The sequence below is a fragment of the Pseudomonas alcaligenes genome (assembly GCF_014490745.1).
Taxonomy (GTDB): domain Bacteria; phylum Pseudomonadota; class Gammaproteobacteria; order Pseudomonadales; family Pseudomonadaceae; genus Aquipseudomonas; species Aquipseudomonas alcaligenes_C.
In genome coordinates this window covers 347,047-364,710 of the sequence record NZ_LZEU01000001.1, presented here as the reverse complement: position 1 = coordinate 364,710, position 17,664 = coordinate 347,047, and the positions used below count along the sequence as shown (strand labels likewise).

Sequence of the window (17,664 nt, the reverse complement as noted above, 5' to 3'; positions counted from 1 at the left end):
GCCGGCGCGCCCTACTCCTGCAGCTGCAGGCCGTGGCGCCGGTAAATGCGCGCGTAGCTGCCGTCCGCGCGCATGGCGGCGATGGCCCGATTGAAGTCCTGGACGATCTGCTGGTGCAGCGGATGGCTACGCCGCACCAGGATATGCAGGCCGTTCTCGCTGAGCGGCTTGGGCAGGAACTCCAGGCCGCTCTTCACTTCGCTCAGCTCGCGGTTGAGGTAGTGCTGGGCCACCAGTTCGTCCTCCACCGCCAGCTGCACCCGCCCGGCCGCCAACATGCGCGCGCCCATGGCGAACTCCAGCACCGGCACCTTCTGCAGACTGGCGTCCTGGTCGAAATCGCTGGAATAGCTGTAGCCGCGCACCACGGCAATGTTGTACGGGCGCAGGTCGGCCAGGCTATCGAAACGGATATGGGTACGCTGGTGCTGCAGGAAGCGAATGCGGTTGATCAGGTAGGGCTCGGAGAACAACCCATAACGGGTGCGCTCGTCGCTGTACCAGGCGGCCACGAGCAGGTCGTAGTCGCCCTGCTGCAGACCGTACAGCGCCCGCGCCCAGGGCGCCTCGGCATACTCGGTGGTGTAGCCGGCACGCTGTAGCGCGGTGCTCACTAGATCCACCGCCAGGCCGTTGTTGGCCAGGCGCTGGTCGGTGAACGGCGGCCAGGAGTCGCCCGCCAGGCGCAGGTGCTCGGCCATGGCCGAACCGGCCAGGAACAGGGCGAACAGCAGCACGAGGCGACGGATGACTGGCATACCCAACGTCCAACTACGGGGAATGTTTCAAGCCTAGCCAGCCTGCGGGATTTTCTCCGCTACCGTCTGCCGACTGCTCCGCAACGACGACCGGCAGGCTACCCTGTGAAGCACTGGCCACGCTGATCGAAAGGTCAATAAAATGGTGCCTTGCCGGGTTATCCGGCCGTCTGTTGCGACACAGCCATCCCTTTATCTTCCAGGCGGGTAGCCGTTCGCCCATGCCCTCATCGTTCAAGCACACCCTGCGCCGCCTCTGGGCCCGCGAGAAATTTACCTACGGCATCCGCGTGTTCATCGCCCTGGCCGGCTCGATGGCACTGTGCTGGTACTTCGATCGCATCGCCTTCGTCATTCCGCTGTTCCTCGGCTGCATCGCCAGCGCCCTGGCCGAGAGCGACGACCACTGGCGCGGCCGCCTGCAGGCGCTACTGGTGACCCTGGCCTGCTTCGCCGCCACCGCCAGCGCGGTGCAGCTGCTGTTTCCCACACCCTGGCTGTTCGGCATCGGCCTGGCCGGGGCGGCCTTCGCCATGACCCTGCTCGGTGGCATCGGCGAGCGCTATGCGGCGGTGGCCCAGGCCACGCTGATCCTGGCGATCTACACGGCGATCGGCCTGGAACACCGTGGCGGCAGCCTCGGCAGCTTCTGGCAGGAACCGCTGCTGCTGATCTCCGGCGCCGCCTGGTACGGCCTGCTGGGGGTGATCTGGAGCTCACTGTTCAGCCAGCAGCCGGTGCAGCAGGCGCTGGCGCGGGTGTTCGTCGAGCTGGGCGCCTACCTGCGCCTCAAGGCCTCGCTGTTCGAGCCGCTGCGCCAGCTCGACGTGGAGGGCAAGCGCCTGCTGCTGGCCCAGCAGAACGGGCGGGTGGTCAGCGCGCTGAACCTGGCCAAGGACATCATCCTCAACCGCATGAGCCGCAAGCGCAGCGGGCAGAAGACCAACCGCTACCTCAAGCTGTACTTCATCGCCCAGGACATCCACGAGCGCGCCAGCTCCTCGCACTACCCCTACAACGCCCTGGCCGAGGCCTTCTTCCACAGCGACGTGATGTTCCGCTGCGGCCGCCTGCTCAGCCAGCAGGGCAAGGCCTGCCAGGCTCTGGGCCGGGCGATTCGCATGCGCCAGCCGTTCGACTACAACGACAACAGCCAGGCCATGGCCGACCTCGACGCCTCGATGGCCTACCTGCGCGAGCAGAACAACCCGGCCTGGCGCCGCCTGCTGCGCTCGCTGGCCGCCCTGGCCGGCAACCTGGCGACCCTGGAGCGCAAGCTGGCCAGCGCCAGCAACCCGGACGCCCTGGCCGACGAACAGGACAGCGCCCTGCTCGACCGTTCGCCGCAGAGCCTCAAGGACGCCTTCGAGCGCCTGCGCCAGCATTTCTCGCCGACCTCGCTGGTGTTCCGCCACGCCGTGCGCCTGTCCATCGCCCTGGCCGCCGGCTACCTGCTGCTGCACTGGGTGCACCCGCAGCAGGGCTACTGGATCCTGCTCACCACCCTGTTCGTTTGCCGCCCCAGCTACGGTGCCACCCGCCTGCGTCTGGTGCAGCGGGTGGCCGGCACGGTGCTCGGCCTGGTGCTGGGTTGGGCACTGATCAGCCTGTTCCCCGATCCGCTGCTGCAGTCGCTGTTCGCCGTGCTCGCCGGGGTGGCCTTCTTCATCAACCGGGTCGACCGCTACACCCTGGCCACCAGCGCCATGACCCTGGTGGTGATGCTCTGCTTCAACCAGATCAGCGATGCCTACACCCTGTTCTGGCCGCGCCTGGTGGATACCGCCTTCGGCACCCTGATCGCCGGCCTGGCGGTGTTCTTCATCCTGCCCGACTGGCAGGGGCGCAAGCTCAACCAGGTGCTGGCCAACACCCTCAGCTGCAACAGCCGCTACCTGCTGCAGATCATGCAGCAGTACGAGTCCGGCGCGCGCGACGACCTCAGCTACCGCCTGGCCCGGCGCAATGCACACAACGCCGACGCGGCGCTGTCGACCACCCTGTCCAACATGCTGATGGAGCCCGGCCACTTTCGGAAGGACGCCGAGACCGGCTTCCGCTTCCTGGTGCTGTCGCACACCCTGCTCAGCTACCTGTCCGGCCTCGGCGCGCACCGCGAGAGCCTGGCCGACGACGCCAGCGACGCCCTGCACGAGCGCGCCGTGGCGCATATCAGCACGGCCCTCGATAACATCGCCGCCTGCCTGCAGCAGCACCAGCCGGTGGCGGTGCACGACGAACTCGACCAGAGCCTGGCCGAGGAGCTGGAACAGCTGCCGGACGAGATGGACGAAGGCCACCGCCTGGTGCAGGTGCAGCTCGGCCTGATCTGCCGCCAGCTGGCCCCGCTGCGCACCCTGGTGGCGCACCTGCAGAAGCAGCCGGAAGCGGCCAAGGCAGCCTGAGCCGTAGGGCGGGTGAAACCCGCGTTCTCATGCGCCACCGCCGCGGGTTTCACCCGCCCTACAGGCTTCGTCTGCCCCGCCCGACGACCGCCCACAGACTCGCCAGCGCTTTCCGCTAGAATGCGCGCCTTCTGCGAATAACCGAGGTTTCTGCCGTGTCCTTCTTCCCGGTCATCATCATTGGCGCCGGTGCCGCCGGCCTGATGTGTGCGGCGCAAGCTGGCGCGCGCGGGCGCCAGGTGCTGCTGCTCGACCACGCCAACAAGGCCGGCAAGAAGATCCTCATGTCCGGCGGCGGGCGCTGCAACTTCACCAATATGTACAGCGAGCCGGGCAACTTCCTCTCCGGCAACCCGCACTTCTGCAAGTCGGCCCTGGCGCGCTACACCCAGTGGGACTTCATCGGCCTGGTGGCCAAGCACGGCGTGCCCTATCACGAGAAGAAGCTCGGCCAGCTGTTCTGCGACAACAAGTCCAGCGACATCCTCGAGATGCTGCTGGCCGAATGCAGCGATGCCGGCGTCGACCTGCGCCTGGACACCAGGATCGAGCAGATCGACAAGACCGACGCCGGCTACCGCCTGCTCACCAGCGCCGGCCGCTTCGACTGCGAGTCGCTGGTGATCGCCACCGGCGGCCTGTCCATCCCCACCCTCGGCGCCAGCGGCTTTGGCTACCAGGTGGCGCGCCAGTTCGGCCACGAGCTGCTGCCGACCCGCGCCGGCTTGGTGCCGTTCACCATCACCGAGCCACAACTGAAAGAGCTGTGCGGCGAGCTGTCCGGCACCTCGGTGGAAGACTGCGTGGTGAGCTGCAACGGGCAGAGCTTCAAGGAAAATATCCTGTTCACCCACCGCGGCCTGTCCGGCCCGGCGATCCTGCAGATTTCCTCCTACTGGCAGCCCGGCGACAGCGTGCAGATCAACCTGCTGCCGCACCTCGACCTGCCCGAGTGGCTGGCCGAGCAGCAGCGCGAGCGGCCCAACAGCGAACTGAAGACCGTGCTCGGCGAACTGTTCACCAAGAAGATGGCCAACCTGCTGGCCGAGCAGTGGTTCGTCTCCAAGCCGCTCAAGCAGTACACCCCGAGCGAGCTGAATGCGGTGACCGAGCGCCTGGCCTGCTGGACGCTGATCCCGGCCGGCACCGAGGGCTACCGCACCGCCGAAGTCACCCTCGGCGGCGTCGACACCCGCGAGGTGTCGTCGAAGACCATGGAGTCGCAGAGGTCGCCGGGCCTGTACTTCATCGGCGAAGTGCTGGATGTCACCGGCCACCTGGGCGGCTTCAACTTCCAGTGGGCCTGGGCCTCGGCCAGCGCCGCCGCGCAGTTCGTGTAGGGCGGGCGCAACCCGCGGCAGCCCAAGGTAGGAGCGAGCTCTGCTCGCGAAGCAACACCTCCACCGCTTCGCGAGCAGAGCTCGCTCCTACGGCTTGTGCCTATGGCCTGGGCAGCAGCTCGATAAAGCGCGCCATCAGCCCGTGCATGTCGCCCGGCCAGCGTCCGGACACATAGTTGCCGTCGCATACCACCCAGGCCGGGCGCAGGTCGGCGGGCGAGTCGCGGTGCAGGCCGCTGGTCTTGCGCCAGAAGTCCGCGGCGCCCTTCGGCACATCGAGAAAATCCTCCGGGCTGGCCAGGGCGCGACTGACCTCGGCCTGCACGCTCATGTAGCCGGCCGGCTCGCCCGGCGCCTCCAGGTAGGTGCGGTAATAGTCGCGATCCCACCAGCGGGCGAAGAAGCGGGTCAGATCCCAGGCGGTCTTCTCCATCTTCCAGGTCAGCCCGGTAGTCTTGCGCCCGTACAGCACCGAGCGGCCATCGGCGCCCTGGCTGCGCGCCGCCAGCACCACGCCATGGCAGACCGCCGCCACCGGCTTGCCGCGGGCGAAGAAGTCGGCGACGAACGCCTGCAGGGTCGGGCTTTCCAGGTATTCGCGCATGCCCCGCGCATGGTGCCCGCCGGGCAACATCAGGCCGGCGAAGTCTTCCACCCGCAGGCGCTCGTGGCGCAGCGGCTGGCGGTAATCGGGATCAGCCAGCATCGCCGCACAGGCCGCGCGCGCATCGCTGCGGGCGCGCAGCAGCAGGCCGACCAGGCGCAGGCGGCGTAGACCGGGCACCAACCCCCAGGCATCCAGCCCCTCGCCACTGAGCATCAGCGGATCGGGCTCGGCCGGCAGGCCATCGGGGGTGGCGAAACACACGCGGAAACCGGCCTGGCGCAGCAGCTGCCAGCTCAGCGCCGCCTCGCTGGGGTCGAAGTCGCGGCGCGGCAGGGGGATGACGATGCAGGGAGCGGGCATGGCGGGTCTCGACGCGGTCAGGGAGAGCCGACCTTAGCAGCTCCGCCGGCAACCGCCATGGCCCTGCGTGCCAGCGTTCAGGGCCAGGGCTGCCAGTCCATCTGCCGGTAGAAGGTCGTCCCCAGGCGCTGGTACTCGCCATTGGCCTTGATTGCCTGCAACGCGGCACTGATGCGCCGGTCGACCATTGCCCCGCGCGGGTTGTCGGCCCGCAGCCAGCGCGCCGGATAATCATTGAAATGCACCGCGCGCAGCTGCCCGCGCAGGCCCAGGCTATCGATAGCCGGGTCGACCACATTGACGGCGAACACATAGCCCTGAATGCGCCCATGCAACAGCTTCTCCAGGCTGTTGGCCACGCTGTTGCCGGGCAGCGCGGGCAGGCCGAGGGCATCGACATGGGCGCGGTCGGTCTCGATCCGGTAGGGATAGGCCAGGGCCTGCAGGCCATGCTGCGGGCCGACCCGTGCCTGCAGCTGATCCAGACGCCAGCTGCGCCCCAGCAACTCGCCCAGGCGTGCCTGCTGCTCCGGAATCAGGCCGCTGCCGGCCAGGCGCTGCGCCGTCAGATGCCAGCGCGGATCGAGCAGCTCGGCACGGGTCAGGTGTAGCTGGCGGCGGGTGTACAGGGCGAAACGCACCTCACCCAACGCCTCGCGGCCGTAGTGCAGCCCCGGCGGGGCGAGGGGCTGCTCGAGAAAGGGCATCTGCAGCTCGGCCTCGCCCTGCTGCACCAGCAGCAGCGAACGGGCGAAGGGCACGATGCGCAGCTCCAGGCGCACGTCCGGCAGCTCGCGATCCAGCGCTTGGATGATAGCCAGCAGCGGCGCGGCGCCCTCGCCACGCACCAGCCCCGGCAGGTCGGCCACCGCCACCACCCAGGTTTCCTCGGCCTGCAGCGGCGCACTGCCCAGCCCAGAAGACAGCAGCAGGGCCAGGCACACTGCGGGCGCCGGATGCCGCTCAGCGCAAAGTCGCAGCAATGGCATGGATATCCGCCCGGTGGCTGACCACCAGTTCCAACTCGCCGTTGTCACCAATGAAGTTCAGCGGCGGCAGCAGCTTGTGGTAGGCCGCCAGCTCGTACAGCGGTGGCAGCTCGGCACTGGCGTTGCGCTCGCGCACGGCATGGAACAGCGCCAGGTTGACCAGATCGATCAGCCCAAGCTCGCGGCCCTCGCTGCTGCCCCAGTTGCCGGCGGCGCGGATCACCCCGATGTATTCGTCATCCACCGCCCACTTCTTCAGCACTATCACTCCCAGCGACTTGCTGTACTCGCGGCACAGCTTGTAATACAGGTCGCCGGCGGGAATCTGCGCCTCGCCCTTGAACGCCGAGAGCACCGCCAGGGTGCCCACCTCGCTGAGCAGGCTGGCCAGCAGCGCATGCTCCGGCGCCACATGGCCGAGCAGGCGGGCGAGCATGGCGCAGGTGCTGGCCTTGAGGATCAGGCGCTCCCACAACTCCATGAACAGACGCTTGTGCGCCGGGCTGTGCAGGGTGAACAGGCTCTTGATGCTGTGCACCATGGTGATCCGATCCACCTCGGCCATGCCCAGCAGGTTGATCACGTCCTGCAGGGTCTTGGGCGGCACCGGATGGCGATAGATGGCGCAGGACGCATGTTTCATCAGCAAGGCCGAGAGCGCCGGATCGCGCTCGATCAAACGCACCAGCACCGGCAAGCGCACCTCGTCGCTGGCCAGCGCGCGGCGAATATCCAGCGTCAGCATCGGCAGGCTCGGCAACTGCTCCTCGCCATTCATCAACTGCGACACCACTTGCCGATAGATCGAGTATTCGGACGACTCAATGCCCACTACACACCTCCCAGTCCCCAGAAGCAGTGTAGGTGGCGCTGGGATGTCGGCAGGCAAGCGCAGAGGCCGGCAATGGACAGGGTGCAGGCGAATCAGTAGCTTCGCGGGAGTGACGACAGCCCGGATACGGCGGTTATGGACGGCAGACTAATGCCCATTGTTACCGGTCAGATGCTTCGCAGTGGAAACATCTATGAAGACCTGAGCGGGTCACCATCAATAGCATAGACGTGAAAACCGAAAAACTATTCTCCACAGGCCATCCATACACCGAAGGCAAATATCCCACCTGCGGGGAAAGTAGTAGTGGCTTCGCTGCAGCCCTCTGAGACTATCAAGTAGCCGAACATAGCGTTCAGTACACAATCCTGAGAACCAACTGCACAACGGGTGAATACAGCGATGCGGAGAAATTCTTCGCTCTGACCAGATAAAAATATATCTACGACACTTCAATTCGCCCTATGGACGACCATTTTCCAGCATCAGGTAATAGATGAATTTCTCGCAGCAACCAATATCCACCATCCTGAAAGGCCCGCTACTGTCGACGCCCCAAGGGATTGCCTGCATCCTGTTCAGCGCCGTCGCCATTATCACAGGCACGCTCTATCTGTTATTACCGGCCAGCTTATCCAGCCATAAATTCTTGGGGTTTGGCGGGGCTATCTTCATTTGGCCGGTTCTGCTGTTCGTCATATTCGTCAAGCACTCCATGAACGACTTCAGACCATCATGGTGGGCAACGGCAATGGTTTCCTTTTACGGCCTTATTCCCTTTGCCATCCCCCTATGGAGAACCCCGTGAGCCCTGAACAGGAACGCAAGCTGCTCCAGCAGCTGTTAAAGGAACTGGATGCGCCTATGCGCACAATGACGTGGTGGCGCGAGGTGCCGCTCTGGCTATCCGTGGCCGTCATCACCCTGTCCTTCTTCTACCTGTTCGGCACGCCGAGCTGGCCTCATGTAGCCCTGATAGTGATCTTCTTCGTGTTCGGCATGCTGTTCGCGCATGCCTTTATCAAGAAACAGTCCCACAGGAACTGGCCGCTCTTCCGCAACTTTGTCGACAAGGCAAAAGTAGAAACCCGGCTGCGCGAGCTCGACGCCTGACCGGTTCGGGCCGCCAACTGCAGCAAAAACCACTTCATGGATGAGACAACCTTATGAACTGCTTCAACCACCATACCGACGCCGCCATCGCCATCTGCAAATCCTGCGGCAAGGGCGTTTGCCCGAGCTGCGCAATCGACAAAGGCTTTGCCGTGACCTGCTCGGAGAGCTGCGCCGATGAGGCCAGCGACACCTTCATCATGAGCAGCCGGGCAAAACGCATGTATGGCCTCGGCGGGGCGAAAAAGGTGTTCCCGCTGGGCGTGGTGATCTGGATGGTCTTCGGCCTGCTCTTCAGCAGCTTCGGCATCTACCGGTTTGCCGAATCCGGTACTCCCGAGTGGTTCCTTCTGCTGTTCGGTGCCGCGTCCTTCTTCCTCGCCTTCGCTACTTACCGCCGGGCCAAGTCGCTGGAACTCAACTGCTAGATACTGCTAGCAGCGCCTCGCCAGATACCGACCTTGCCTATCATCAATTCCTCGACACGGGACAACGGAGCCGTCCATGCAAGCCAACCTGGTGAATAAAGCGGGATCGCTCAGCGCCGTAATCGGGGTAATCCTGCTGTTCTGCGGTACCTTCCTGCACCCTATGGAGGCAGACCCGAATGCACCAGCTGCGGCCTTCGCGGAGTACGCGGCGGATCATCACTGGGTCGCCAGCCACCTGCTGCAACTGGTTGGTGTCACCGCCATGGTGGTGGCATTGCTGCTGTTTGTCGGACAACTGCAGGCCGCCGGGCATCGCCACTTCCCAAGGGTGGCGGGCGCCGGAGCGATAGCCAGCCTGACCCTGGCAGCGGCGCTGCAGGCGGTGGATGGCGTGGCGCTGAAAACCATGGTCGATGCCTGGAGCGCGGCGCCAGCAGAGCAGAAGAGCGCTCTGTTCCAGGCGACCTATGCCGTGCGCCAGATCGAGATCGGCCTGGCCAGCATGTTCTGCCTGGCCATGGGTTTTACCGCCACGGTCTTTGGCGTCGGATTGCTGGCCAGCCGTGACGCCTCTCGCGGTTTTGCCCTGCTTGCCATGGCCGGCGGTATTCCTACTGCCGGCGCCGGTGTGGTGATGGCCTATGGCGGCTTCTCCGAGCTGGCCATGCTGATCAACATGCCGGCCAATCTGCTGTTGCTGGCCTGGATGCTCTGGCTCGGCGCAAAGCTGTGGCGTGCCCCCACAGCAGGCGCGGTAAGCTAGCGAGCATTCTTCAAGCGCGGCAACCATTCAGCATGACTCTCACCTGGCACAGCAAACACCACAGCGAACTCAGCCTCCATGAGCTCTACGCCCTGCTCGCCCTGCGCAGCCGGGTGTTCGTGGTCGAGCAGAACTGCCCCTACCTGGATGTGGACGGGCAGGATCTGCTCGCCGATACCTGCCACCTGCTGGCCTGGCAGGATGGCGCGCTGCTGGCTTATCTGCGCCTGCTCGACCCGAGCACCCAGGGCGGCGACGTGGTGATCGGCCGCGTGGTGATCGCCCCCGAGGCGCGCGGCAGCGGCCTCGGCCATGCGTTGATGGAACGCGCCCTGCTGGCCTGCGCCGAGCGCTGGCCGGGGCTGCCGATCTATCTGTCGGCGCAGGCCCATCTGCAGGGCTACTACGGGCGCTACGGTTTCGTGGCGGTGGGCGAGGTGTATCTGGAAGACGATATCCCGCACATCGGCATGCGCCGCCCGGCCAGCGCCGCGCGATGAACAAGCAGCAGTTGCACCAGCAGGTCTGCGCGCGCCTGGCCGCTGACCTGGAGCTGGCCATTCGCGCCGCCGAGGCGGCCCACCAGGCGGCCACCAACGAAGAGAGCAAGGCCGAGAACAAGTACGACACCCGTGGCCTGGAGGCCTCGTACCTGGCGGCCGGGCAGTCGCGGCGGGTCGAGGAGATCCGCCAGGCGCTGGCCGCCTGGCGCAACCTGGTGCCGCGAGACTATGACGAGGAACAGGGCATCCAGCTCGGTACGCTGGTGCATCTGCTGGGCCGCGACGGCCAGCGCCAGTGCCTGCTGCTCGGCCCGGACGGTGCCGGCCTGAAGCTGCCAGGCGAGGCTGGCGAGATCATGCTGATCACTCCGCGCGCGCCACTGGGCCAGCAACTGCTCGGCCAGGGCCCCGGCGACGAGGTCGGCATCGGCCAGCAGCGCTGGCTGATCGAGCACGCGGAGTAGCGGCCACCCCGTCGCTCCCGCGCAGGCGGGAGCCCAGGCGTTGCTCGCATAGCACACTGGATTCCCGCCTGCGCGGGAATGACGGGTGTTCGAGTACCTGGGGTGGCAATGAATGCTATCCCGCAGGGTGCGCCACCCGAGCTGGCTGCTGGTGCACAGAGCGCACCCGGCGGGCGATTCGTACGCCGGGCTACGGCACCTCCACCTCCAGCGGCGCCGCCAGGCGGGCCAGCAGGCCCTGTTCGACGACACGTGTGAAGGCCCGGTCGAAGCGCTCGCGCAGTTCGGCATGGGCACTGTCGCGGGGGAAGGCGAAGTAGCCGCGCTGCACGTCGAACTCCGGCTGCAGCTGCACCAGCTGGCCGTCCAGGCCGAGCTCGGCCAGCGGTGCCCGGGTGTTGCGCTGGTTGCTGGCCAGCAGCTCGATGCGCCCGGCAGCCAGCATGCGCAGGCCGTTGGGCACGCTCTCCACGGTATCCAGCTGCAACTGCGCGCGCGCCGCCTCGAAGCGCGTGCCGTAGGCCCAGCCACGCACCACGGCGATACGCTGCCCGGCCAGGCTGGCGAAGTCGCCATCCCAGCGCGGCGATGCCTGGCGGCGGGCATAGAACACCATGCGATCCTGGTAGAAGGGTACGGCGGCGAAAGCGAAGCGCGCCTCGCGCTCGGCGGTACGGTAGGGGCCGACCAGGATATCCGCCGCACCCAGTTCGACCATGCGCTGGGCGCGGGCCCAGGGATACAGCTCGAAGCGCAGCTCATCACCCAGTTCGGCCGCCAGCAGGCGCAGCACATCCGTGGCCAGGCCATGGAACTGGCCGTTTTCGCCCTGCTCGTACACCTGCGGGAAGGCGGCGCCCACCACCAGCCACTCACGGGCCTGCAGCGGCCCACCGAGCAACAGACAGACAATCAGCAGCCACAGGCGCCTACGCAGCATGGCAGTCCTCGCTCGGCACGCGCGCCCCGGCGGTGCTCAGGCGGCCGCCGAGTCATCCCTCAACAGGTAGGCATCGAAGCCCATCTGGTTGAGCAGGTGCACCGCCAGCTCGCTGCGGATGCCGGCCTCCGGGGTGACAATGTAGCTGGTGGCCCGATCCAGGCTGTCGGCATGGGTGCGCAGGTTGGCCACCGGCAGGTTGAAACTGTCCGGCAGGTGGCCCTGGCGGTATTCCACGGCCAGGCGCACGTCCAGCAGCAGGTACTTGCGCCCGGGCTGCTGCTCCAGGCTGCGCAGCTGCTCGCCGCTGACCCGCGGGATCAGGGTCGGGCGCACCAGCTCGACGAAGTGGTCGCGGTGCAGGCGCGCCAGCTCGCCGTCCTCCAGCATGCTGATGCTGGCCGCACGCACCGAGCCGCTGACCAGTGCCTCCTCACCGAAGAAGTCACCGCAGCCCAGCACCAGCGCCGGCTGCTCGCGGTAGGCCGGTGGCAGGCTGATCTGCGCGCGGCCGCGCTTGATCACGTAGAAGTGCTCGCCGGGTTCGCCATAGCGCACCACGCTGTCGCCGGCCTTGACCTCCTGGTATTCGAAGCGCGCCAGCAGGGCATGCAGGTGCGACGGCGGCAGGCGGCCGAACAGCGGCGTGGCCAGCAGCCGGGCCAGCCAGTCCTCGCCACTGTCGTGCTGCTCCTCGAGCATCTCGCCGCCCAGGCTGGACACCTGGTAGGCGGCCTCCTGGCTCCAGGCCAGCAGGCGCTCGAGCAGCTGGTGTTCGACGGCGAACAGGCGCACCTCGGTCAGCGTCCGCACCGAGGCCGGGTTGGTCGCGCCGGGGTTGAGCGGCAGGTGTGCCTGCGGCGTGCCGCCCTCGACGGTCTGCTTGCCGGGGCCGCTGTCCACCGCCACCTTGCCCTCCAGCAGGTAGTACTGCGCCAGCGAACGCTCGCCCTTCTGCAGCAGCAGGGTGCCGGCCGGGCGCTGCAGGTACTGGAGGCTGGCATGCAGCTGCTGCCGATAGCTTGGGGTAAGGAAATCCAGCGGGCTGAAACTGCTCAGCTGCTCGCAGCTCAGCGTGGACGGGACGCTGTTCATCAGGGGGCTCCACGGAAGGCGCGCAGCCGTGCACGGGGGAGAGTCCATTGCCAATGGCATGCTTTAACCATAGCCCCTGGCCATCAGTTCCGAGACGTCGCTGGTCGGCTCGGCTCGCCCGCGCCAGGTTGTGCACAGAGACTGGGGATGGCCCTGTGGATAAGCCGGTGATGAACGGCTACAGGCCGCAGCGGGAAAGGCCTGCGGCCGCCTGTCGGTTTTTTGTACGGCTCAGCCGGCAGGCGTCAGATCGCGCCAGGTCAGGTACAGGCGCAGGTCGAATTCGAGCTGGTGGTAGTCCGGCAGCATGTACTGGCACAGCTTGTAGAAGGCCTTGTTGTGTTCGGCCTCCTTCAGGTGCGCCAGCTCGTGCACCACGATCATGTTGAGAAATTCCGGCGCGGCTTCCTTGAACAGCGCGGCCACGCGAATTTCCTTCTTCGCCTTGAGCTTGCCGCCCTGTACCCGCGATACCGCCGTGTGCAGGCCGAGGGCGCGGTGGGTGAGGTCGAGGCGGTTGTCGTAGAGCACCTTGTCGATGGCCGGCGCGCTGCGCAGGTATTCCTGCTTGAGCTCGGTGGTGTAGCCGTACAGCGCCTTGTCGCTCTGGATCTGGTGGCGGTTGGGATAGCGCTTGGCCAGGTAATCACCCAGGCGGTCGTCGGCAATCATCTGCAGCACCTGCTGCTGCACATGCGGCGAGTAGGCCTGGAGGTATTTGAGGGCATTCATGGGGCTATTCTCGGCAGCCGCGGATGGCACTGTCCAGCAGCAGCGAGCAGGGTGCACCGGCCAGGTAGCTGCGGTAGACCCGGCGCAGCTGCTCATCCTGATAGCGACAACCCTGCGCCCGACATGCGCTGCTGAATTCGAAGTGGCTGTCAGCCGCCGCGGCCAAGCGAATCTGCAGCGCCGGCCAATCACCGCTTGTCACCGTATCCGGGGTGAACAGCAGGCGCCCATCGCGCTCTACCAGGGCACCGCCGGCAGCCGCGTAGTCGAAGACGAACAGCAGGGTGCGCGAGACCTTGGTGGTGCACTCGGCGCGCGTGACGCAGCGCAGCGGATCGCTCGGCGGTGCAGGCTGCGGCGCGGTCGGCGCAACGGTTGGCGGCTGCTGAGCACAGCCGGCGAGTAGCAGAAGGGCGCACAGGGCGCCGGGCAAACGTAGCGACATGGTCTTCCCCCAAAAACAAAAGCCCCGCATGGCGGGGCTTTTGTCAGCAGCTGCGCTTAGTTGACCTTGGCGGTCAGCTCGCCGCTGGCGTAGCGCTGGAACATGCCTTCCAGGTTGATCGGCTTGATCTTGGAGGCGTTGCCGGCGGTGCCGAAGGCTTCGTAGCGGGCGATGCAGATGTCACGCATGGCGACGATGGTCTTGGCGAAGAACTTGCGCGGGTCGAACTCGCTCGGGTGCTCGGCCATCATGCGGCGGATGGCACCGGTGGAGGCCAGGCGCAGGTCGGTGTCGATGTTGACCTTGCGTACGCCGTGCTTGATGCCTTCGACGATTTCCTCGACCGGCACACCGTAGGTTTCCTTGATGTCGCCGCCGAACTCGTTGATCACCTTCAGCCACTCTTGCGGCACCGAGGAGGAACCGTGCATCACCAGGTGGGTGTTGGGGATGCGCTTGTGGATTTCCTTGATGCGCTCGATGGAGAGCACGTCGCCGGTTGGCGGCTTGGTGAACTTGTAGGCGCCGTGGCTGGTGCCGATGGCGATGGCCAGGGCGTCGACCTGGGTGGCCTTGACGAAGGCCGCGGCCTCTTCCGGATCGGTGAGCAGCTGGCTGTGATCCAGCACGCCCTCGGCGCCAACGCCGTCTTCTTCACCGGCCATGCCGGTTTCTAGGCTGCCCAGGCAGCCCAGCTCACCCTCTACCGACACGCCGCAGGCGTGGGCGAAGGCTACGGTCTGCTGGGTCACGCGCACGTTGTAGTCGTAGTCGGCCGGGGTCTTGCCATCTTCTTTCAGCGAGCCGTCCATCATCACCGAGCTGAAGCCCAGCTGGATCGAGCGCTGGCACACGTCCGGGCTGGTGCCGTGGTCCTGGTGCATGCACACCGGGATATGCGGGAATTCTTCGATGGCGGCCAGGATCAGGTGGCGCAGGAAGGGCGCGCCGGCGTATTTGCGGGCACCGGCGGAAGCCTGGACGATCACCGGGGAGTCGGTCTTGTCGGCCGCTTCCATGATCGCGCGCATCTGCTCGAGGTTGTTGACGTTGAAGGCCGGCACGCCGTAGCCGAATTCGGCGGCGTGGTCGAGCATCTGGCGCATGCTGATGAGTGCCATGGTTTTCCTGTCTCCCGGTAAGGGTCGTTAATCGTGCAAGCCTGCCGCAGGGGCGGGCCATGTTCAAGTTTCATGGGATAAGGGGTCGGCCCTCATCCCAACTATTCGTTTATTGCGCCTTGCAGCCGCGACCGATCAGGTCGTCGTCGGCCACCCGGTAGACCAGTCCCTCGTCACCCTTGGTGTGGAAGGCCAGCATGCCGTCGCTATAGAGCGCGCCGGAGCCGGAGGGTTCACGCTGCAGGCGATGAACGATATCGCCGCCGCCCAGACGCAGGTCGACCGCGTCGTCGCCCACCGGACGCCACAGCACTTCGGCCTGGCTGTCGCACACCCAGCGCGTCCACACGTCGCTGGCTGACGGCTGGCTGGCACAGCCGCCCAGCAGGGCGGCCAGGGCCAGGGTGATGCATCCTTGTCTGATCATGGGCAACTCCTTCCCAGCCGCAGGTGGATTGGCTTACTTGGCGCGCTGCTCCAGCACTTCCACGGCCGGCAGTACCTTGCCCTCGACGAACTCGAGGAAGGCGCCACCACCGGTGGAGATGTAGGAGATCTGCGCGGCCACGCCGTACTTGTCGATGGCGGCCAGGGTGTCGCCACCGCCGGCAATGGAGAACGCCGCGCTGTCGGCGATGGCCTGGGCCAGTACCTTGGTGCCGTTGCCGAACTGGTCGAACTCGAACACGCCAACCGGGCCGTTCCACAGGATGGTCTGCGAGGCCTTGAGCATCTCGGCGAACTGCGCAGCAGTTTGCGGGCCAATGTCGAGGATCATGTCGTCTTCGGCGACGTCGGCGATGGCTTTCACGGTGGCTTCGGCGTCTTCGGCGAAGGCCTTGGCCACTACCACGTCGACCGGCAGCGGCACGCTGACCTTGGCGGCGATGGCCTTGGCGGTGTCCAGCAGCTCGGCTTCATGCAGCGACTTGCCGACCGGGTAGCCGGCGGCGGCGAGGAAGGTGTTGGCGATGCCGCCGCCGACGATCAGCTGGTCGCAGATCTCGGCCAGGCTGTTCAGCACGTCGAGCTTGGTCGACACCTTGGAGCCGGCGACGATGGCCAGCATCGGGCGGTTCGGCTTGTCCAGGGCCTTGCCCAGGGCGTCCAGCTCGGCAGCCAGCAGCGGGCCGGCCGCGGCGACCTTGGCGAACTTGGCCACGCCATGGGTCGAACCCTCGGCGCGGTGGGCGGTGCCGAAGGCGTCCATGACGAACACGTCGCACAGGGCAGCGTATTGCTGGGCCAGTTCGTCGGCGTTTTTCTTCTCGCCCTTGTTGAAGCGCACGTTCTCGAACAGCACCACGTCGCCAGCCTTGACCTCGACGCCGCCGAGGTAGTCCTTGACCAGCGGTACGTCGCGGCCCAGGGCTTTGCTCAGGTAGGCCGCCACCGGCGCCAGGCTGTTCTCTTCACTGAACTCGCCTTCGGTCGGACGCCCCAGGTGCGAGCAGACCATGACCGCCGCGCCCTTCTCCAGGGCCAGCTTGATGGTCGGCAGGGAAGCGAGGATGCGCGCGTCGCTCTTCACCACGCCGTCCTTCACCGGGACGTTGAGGTCTTCGCGGATCAGCACGCGCTTACCGGCGAGGTCGAGGTCGGTCATCTTCAAAACGGTCATGGTCAGTCCTTCACAAGGGGCTGGTTAGTTGGAAACAGTCGAAACGGCGAGGAAGTGTTCCGCGACGTCGAGCATGCGGTTGGCAAAGCCCCATTCGTTGTCGAACCAGGCCAGCAGGTTGACCAGGCGCGGGCCGGACACGCGGGTCTGGCTACCGTCGACAATCGCCGAATGGGCGTCGTGGTTGAAATCGCAGCTGGCGTGCGGCAGCTCGGTATAGGCCACGAGATTCTTCAGGGGGCCGGCTTCGGCGGCCTGGCGCAGCAAGGCGTTGATCTCGGCGGCACTGGTGTCACGCGCCACCTGCAGGGTGATGTCCAGGCAGGAGACATTGACCGTCGGCACGCGGATGGCCTTGGCCTGGATGCGCCCGGCCAGCTCCGGCAGCAGGCGTTCGATACCACGGGCCAGGCCGGTGGACACCGGGATCACCGACTGGAAGGCCGAGCGCGTGCGGCGCAGGTCTTCGTGGTGGTAGGCGTCGATCACCGGCTGGTCGTTCATCGCCGAGTGGATGGTGGTGATGGAGACGTACTCCAGGCCCAGCGCCTCGTCGAGCAGCTTGAGCAGCGGCACCGCGCAGTTGGTGGTGCAGGAGGCGTTGGACACCAGCCGCTCGGCGCCGGACAGGCAGGCCTGGTTGACGCCGTAAACCACGGTGGCGTCGACGTCAGCCTCGCTGGCCATCGGCTGGGAGAACAGCACCCGCGGCGCGCCGGCCACCAGGAAGCGCTCGCCATCGGCGCGGCTGTGGTAGACGCCGGAGCACTCCAGCAACAGGTCGATGCCCAGGCCGGCCCAGTCGATGCCTTCCGGGGTGGCCTGGCGCAGCACCTTCACGCAGTCGCCGTTGATGTGCAGGCAGTCGCCGTCGACCCGCACTTCGCCGGGGAAGCGGCCGTGGGTGGAGTCGAAGCGAGTCAGGTATTCGATGCTGGCCTGGTCGGCCAGGTCGTTCAGCGCGACTATCTCGAAACCGGCCGCAGCGCCGCGCTCGTGCAAGGCGCGCAGCACGCAACGACCGATACGGCCGTATCCGTTGAGGGCGACTTTGTAGGGGCGTTTGGCCATGGTTTCTTCGTCGGTCTGGCAGGTGGAAAACCGCTTCGCGGGTTTTCCACCCTACGCAAGGGTGGAGTCACGTA

At 66.3% G+C, this 17,664-nt stretch carries 20 protein-coding genes; 8 read left to right on the top strand and 12 right to left on the bottom strand.

Annotated elements, in window-relative coordinates; genetic code table 11:
* Positions 1 to 11 precede the first annotated feature (11 nt).
* Positions 12 to 758, bottom strand: a complete 747-nt coding sequence (locus A9179_RS01660) for a substrate-binding periplasmic protein (RefSeq protein ID WP_187804127.1) — start codon at positions 756 to 758, stop codon at positions 12 to 14.
* A gap of 221 nt (positions 759 to 979) precedes the next feature.
* On the opposite strand from A9179_RS01660, the gene yccS reads away from it, so the two are divergent.
* Both yccS and A9179_RS01650 read left to right on the top strand, forming a co-directional pair.
* Entirely contained in the window at positions 980 to 3,163 is a 2,184-nt protein-coding gene (gene yccS / locus A9179_RS01655; protein WP_187804126.1) for a YccS family putative transporter, read from the top strand.
* Positions 3,164 to 3,318: 155 nt separating this feature from the next.
* Positions 3,319 to 4,503 carry a BaiN/RdsA family NAD(P)/FAD-dependent oxidoreductase gene (locus A9179_RS01650; RefSeq protein ID WP_187804125.1) on the top strand — a complete coding sequence of 395 codons (1,185 nt, stop codon included), beginning with the start codon at positions 3,319 to 3,321 and terminating at the stop codon, positions 4,501 to 4,503.
* Positions 4,504 to 4,603: 100 nt separating this feature from the next.
* Here the strand turns inward: A9179_RS01650 and A9179_RS01645 are convergent, their stop codons facing one another.
* From A9179_RS01645 to A9179_RS01635, 3 genes are all read right to left on the bottom strand, one after another.
* Positions 4,604 to 5,470, bottom strand: a complete 867-nt coding sequence (locus A9179_RS01645; RefSeq protein WP_187804124.1) for a type 1 glutamine amidotransferase domain-containing protein — start codon at positions 5,468 to 5,470, stop codon at positions 4,604 to 4,606.
* Positions 5,471 to 5,547: 77 nt separating this feature from the next.
* Positions 5,548 to 6,459, bottom strand: coding sequence for a type 2 periplasmic-binding domain-containing protein (locus A9179_RS01640; RefSeq protein WP_187804123.1), 912 nt, complete (start codon positions 6,457 to 6,459; stop codon positions 5,548 to 5,550).
* On the bottom strand, positions 6,434 to 7,291 hold the full coding sequence (locus tag A9179_RS01635; protein WP_187804122.1) for an HDOD domain-containing protein: 858 nt from the start codon (positions 7,289 to 7,291) through the stop codon (positions 6,434 to 6,436). Before A9179_RS01635 ends, A9179_RS01640 begins: the two co-directional genes overlap by 26 nt.
* Positions 7,292 to 7,787: 496 nt before the next feature.
* On the opposite strand from A9179_RS01635, the gene A9179_RS01630 reads away from it, so the two are divergent.
* The 6 genes from A9179_RS01630 (at position 7,788) to A9179_RS01605 (ending at position 10,565) form a co-directional block, all read left to right on the top strand.
* Positions 7,788 to 8,099, top strand: a complete 312-nt coding sequence (locus A9179_RS01630; protein ID WP_187804121.1) for a hypothetical protein — start codon at positions 7,788 to 7,790, stop codon at positions 8,097 to 8,099.
* Positions 8,096 to 8,404 carry a hypothetical protein gene (locus A9179_RS01625; RefSeq protein ID WP_187804120.1) on the top strand — a complete coding sequence of 103 codons (309 nt, stop codon included), beginning with the start codon at positions 8,096 to 8,098 and terminating at the stop codon, positions 8,402 to 8,404. The genes A9179_RS01630 and A9179_RS01625 overlap by 4 nt, the downstream gene beginning before the upstream one ends.
* A gap of 53 nt (positions 8,405 to 8,457) precedes the next feature.
* Positions 8,458 to 8,832: a hypothetical protein gene (locus tag A9179_RS01620; RefSeq protein WP_187804119.1), complete on the top strand. Its 375-nt coding sequence runs from the start codon at positions 8,458 to 8,460 to the stop codon at positions 8,830 to 8,832.
* A 76-nt stretch (positions 8,833 to 8,908) separates the two neighbouring features.
* Positions 8,909 to 9,598, top strand: coding sequence for a hypothetical protein (locus A9179_RS01615; RefSeq protein ID WP_187804118.1), 690 nt, complete (start codon positions 8,909 to 8,911; stop codon positions 9,596 to 9,598).
* 32 nt (positions 9,599 to 9,630) lie between these two features.
* Positions 9,631 to 10,098 (top strand): GNAT family N-acetyltransferase, encoded by a 468-nt coding sequence (locus A9179_RS01610; protein WP_187804117.1) that lies wholly within the window; start codon positions 9,631 to 9,633, stop codon positions 10,096 to 10,098.
* Positions 10,095 to 10,565, top strand: a complete 471-nt coding sequence (locus tag A9179_RS01605) for a transcription elongation factor GreAB (RefSeq protein ID WP_187804116.1) — start codon at positions 10,095 to 10,097, stop codon at positions 10,563 to 10,565. The genes A9179_RS01610 and A9179_RS01605 overlap by 4 nt, the downstream gene beginning before the upstream one ends.
* A gap of 190 nt (positions 10,566 to 10,755) precedes the next feature.
* Here the strand turns inward: A9179_RS01605 and A9179_RS01600 are convergent, their stop codons facing one another.
* The 8 genes from A9179_RS01600 to epd form a co-directional block, all read right to left on the bottom strand.
* On the bottom strand, positions 10,756 to 11,505 hold the full coding sequence (locus A9179_RS01600; protein ID WP_187804115.1) for a substrate-binding periplasmic protein: 750 nt from the start codon (positions 11,503 to 11,505) through the stop codon (positions 10,756 to 10,758).
* A gap of 36 nt (positions 11,506 to 11,541) precedes the next feature.
* Positions 11,542 to 12,600 (bottom strand): cyclic nucleotide-binding domain-containing protein, encoded by a 1,059-nt coding sequence (locus tag A9179_RS01595; protein ID WP_187804114.1) that lies wholly within the window; start codon positions 12,598 to 12,600, stop codon positions 11,542 to 11,544.
* A gap of 231 nt (positions 12,601 to 12,831) precedes the next feature.
* A complete protein-coding gene (locus tag A9179_RS01590; protein WP_187804113.1) occupies positions 12,832 to 13,332 on the bottom strand; it encodes a M48 metallopeptidase family protein in 501 nt (166 codons plus the stop codon).
* A 4-nt stretch (positions 13,333 to 13,336) separates the two neighbouring features.
* Complete coding sequence (locus tag A9179_RS01585; RefSeq protein WP_187804112.1) at positions 13,337 to 13,777, bottom strand: hypothetical protein; 441 nt, start codon at positions 13,775 to 13,777, stop codon at positions 13,337 to 13,339.
* Between the two features lie 56 nt (positions 13,778 to 13,833).
* Positions 13,834 to 14,898 carry a class II fructose-bisphosphate aldolase gene (gene fba / locus A9179_RS01580; protein ID WP_187804111.1) on the bottom strand — a complete coding sequence of 355 codons (1,065 nt, stop codon included), beginning with the start codon at positions 14,896 to 14,898 and terminating at the stop codon, positions 13,834 to 13,836.
* 109 nt (positions 14,899 to 15,007) lie between these two features.
* Positions 15,008 to 15,325 (bottom strand): MliC family protein, encoded by a 318-nt coding sequence (locus tag A9179_RS01575; RefSeq protein ID WP_187804110.1) that lies wholly within the window; start codon positions 15,323 to 15,325, stop codon positions 15,008 to 15,010.
* A 33-nt stretch (positions 15,326 to 15,358) separates the two neighbouring features.
* Complete coding sequence (locus A9179_RS01570) at positions 15,359 to 16,519, bottom strand: phosphoglycerate kinase (protein WP_187804109.1); 1,161 nt, start codon at positions 16,517 to 16,519, stop codon at positions 15,359 to 15,361.
* Between the two features lie 24 nt (positions 16,520 to 16,543).
* Positions 16,544 to 17,590 (bottom strand): erythrose-4-phosphate dehydrogenase, encoded by a 1,047-nt coding sequence (gene epd, locus A9179_RS01565; RefSeq protein ID WP_187804108.1) that lies wholly within the window; start codon positions 17,588 to 17,590, stop codon positions 16,544 to 16,546.
* Positions 17,591 to 17,664 lie beyond the last annotated feature (74 nt).

What these genes read in the sequence shown, in the direction of transcription:
- A9179_RS01660 (WP_187804127.1), bottom strand. Translation starts at nt 758, where the DNA reads ATGCCAGTCATCCGTCGCCTCGTGCTGCTGTTCGCCCTGTTCCTGGCC.
- yccS (WP_187804126.1), top strand. Translation starts at nt 980, where the DNA reads ATGCCCTCATCGTTCAAGCACACCCTGCGCCGCCTCTGGGCCCGCGAG.
- A9179_RS01645 (WP_187804124.1), bottom strand. Translation starts at nt 5,470, where the DNA reads ATGCCCGCTCCCTGCATCGTCATCCCCCTGCCGCGCCGCGACTTCGAC.
- A9179_RS01640 (WP_187804123.1), bottom strand. Translation starts at nt 6,459, where the DNA reads ATGCCATTGCTGCGACTTTGCGCTGAGCGGCATCCGGCGCCCGCAGTG.
- A9179_RS01630 (WP_187804121.1), top strand. Translation starts at nt 7,788, where the DNA reads ATGAATTTCTCGCAGCAACCAATATCCACCATCCTGAAAGGCCCGCTA.
- A9179_RS01620 (WP_187804119.1), top strand. Translation starts at nt 8,458, where the DNA reads ATGAACTGCTTCAACCACCATACCGACGCCGCCATCGCCATCTGCAAA.
- A9179_RS01615 (WP_187804118.1), top strand. Translation starts at nt 8,909, where the DNA reads ATGCAAGCCAACCTGGTGAATAAAGCGGGATCGCTCAGCGCCGTAATC.
- A9179_RS01610 (WP_187804117.1), top strand. Translation starts at nt 9,631, where the DNA reads ATGACTCTCACCTGGCACAGCAAACACCACAGCGAACTCAGCCTCCAT.
- A9179_RS01605 (WP_187804116.1), top strand. Translation starts at nt 10,095, where the DNA reads ATGAACAAGCAGCAGTTGCACCAGCAGGTCTGCGCGCGCCTGGCCGCT.
- A9179_RS01600 (WP_187804115.1), bottom strand. Translation starts at nt 11,505, where the DNA reads ATGCTGCGTAGGCGCCTGTGGCTGCTGATTGTCTGTCTGTTGCTCGGT.
- A9179_RS01595 (WP_187804114.1), bottom strand. Translation starts at nt 12,600, where the DNA reads ATGAACAGCGTCCCGTCCACGCTGAGCTGCGAGCAGCTGAGCAGTTTC.
- A9179_RS01590 (WP_187804113.1), bottom strand. Translation starts at nt 13,332, where the DNA reads ATGAATGCCCTCAAATACCTCCAGGCCTACTCGCCGCATGTGCAGCAG.
- A9179_RS01585 (WP_187804112.1), bottom strand. Translation starts at nt 13,777, where the DNA reads ATGTCGCTACGTTTGCCCGGCGCCCTGTGCGCCCTTCTGCTACTCGCC.
- fba (WP_187804111.1), bottom strand. Translation starts at nt 14,898, where the DNA reads ATGGCACTCATCAGCATGCGCCAGATGCTCGACCACGCCGCCGAATTC.
- A9179_RS01575 (WP_187804110.1), bottom strand. Translation starts at nt 15,325, where the DNA reads ATGATCAGACAAGGATGCATCACCCTGGCCCTGGCCGCCCTGCTGGGC.
- A9179_RS01570 (WP_187804109.1), bottom strand. Translation starts at nt 16,519, where the DNA reads ATGACCGTTTTGAAGATGACCGACCTCGACCTCGCCGGTAAGCGCGTG.
- epd (WP_187804108.1), bottom strand. Translation starts at nt 17,590, where the DNA reads ATGGCCAAACGCCCCTACAAAGTCGCCCTCAACGGATACGGCCGTATC.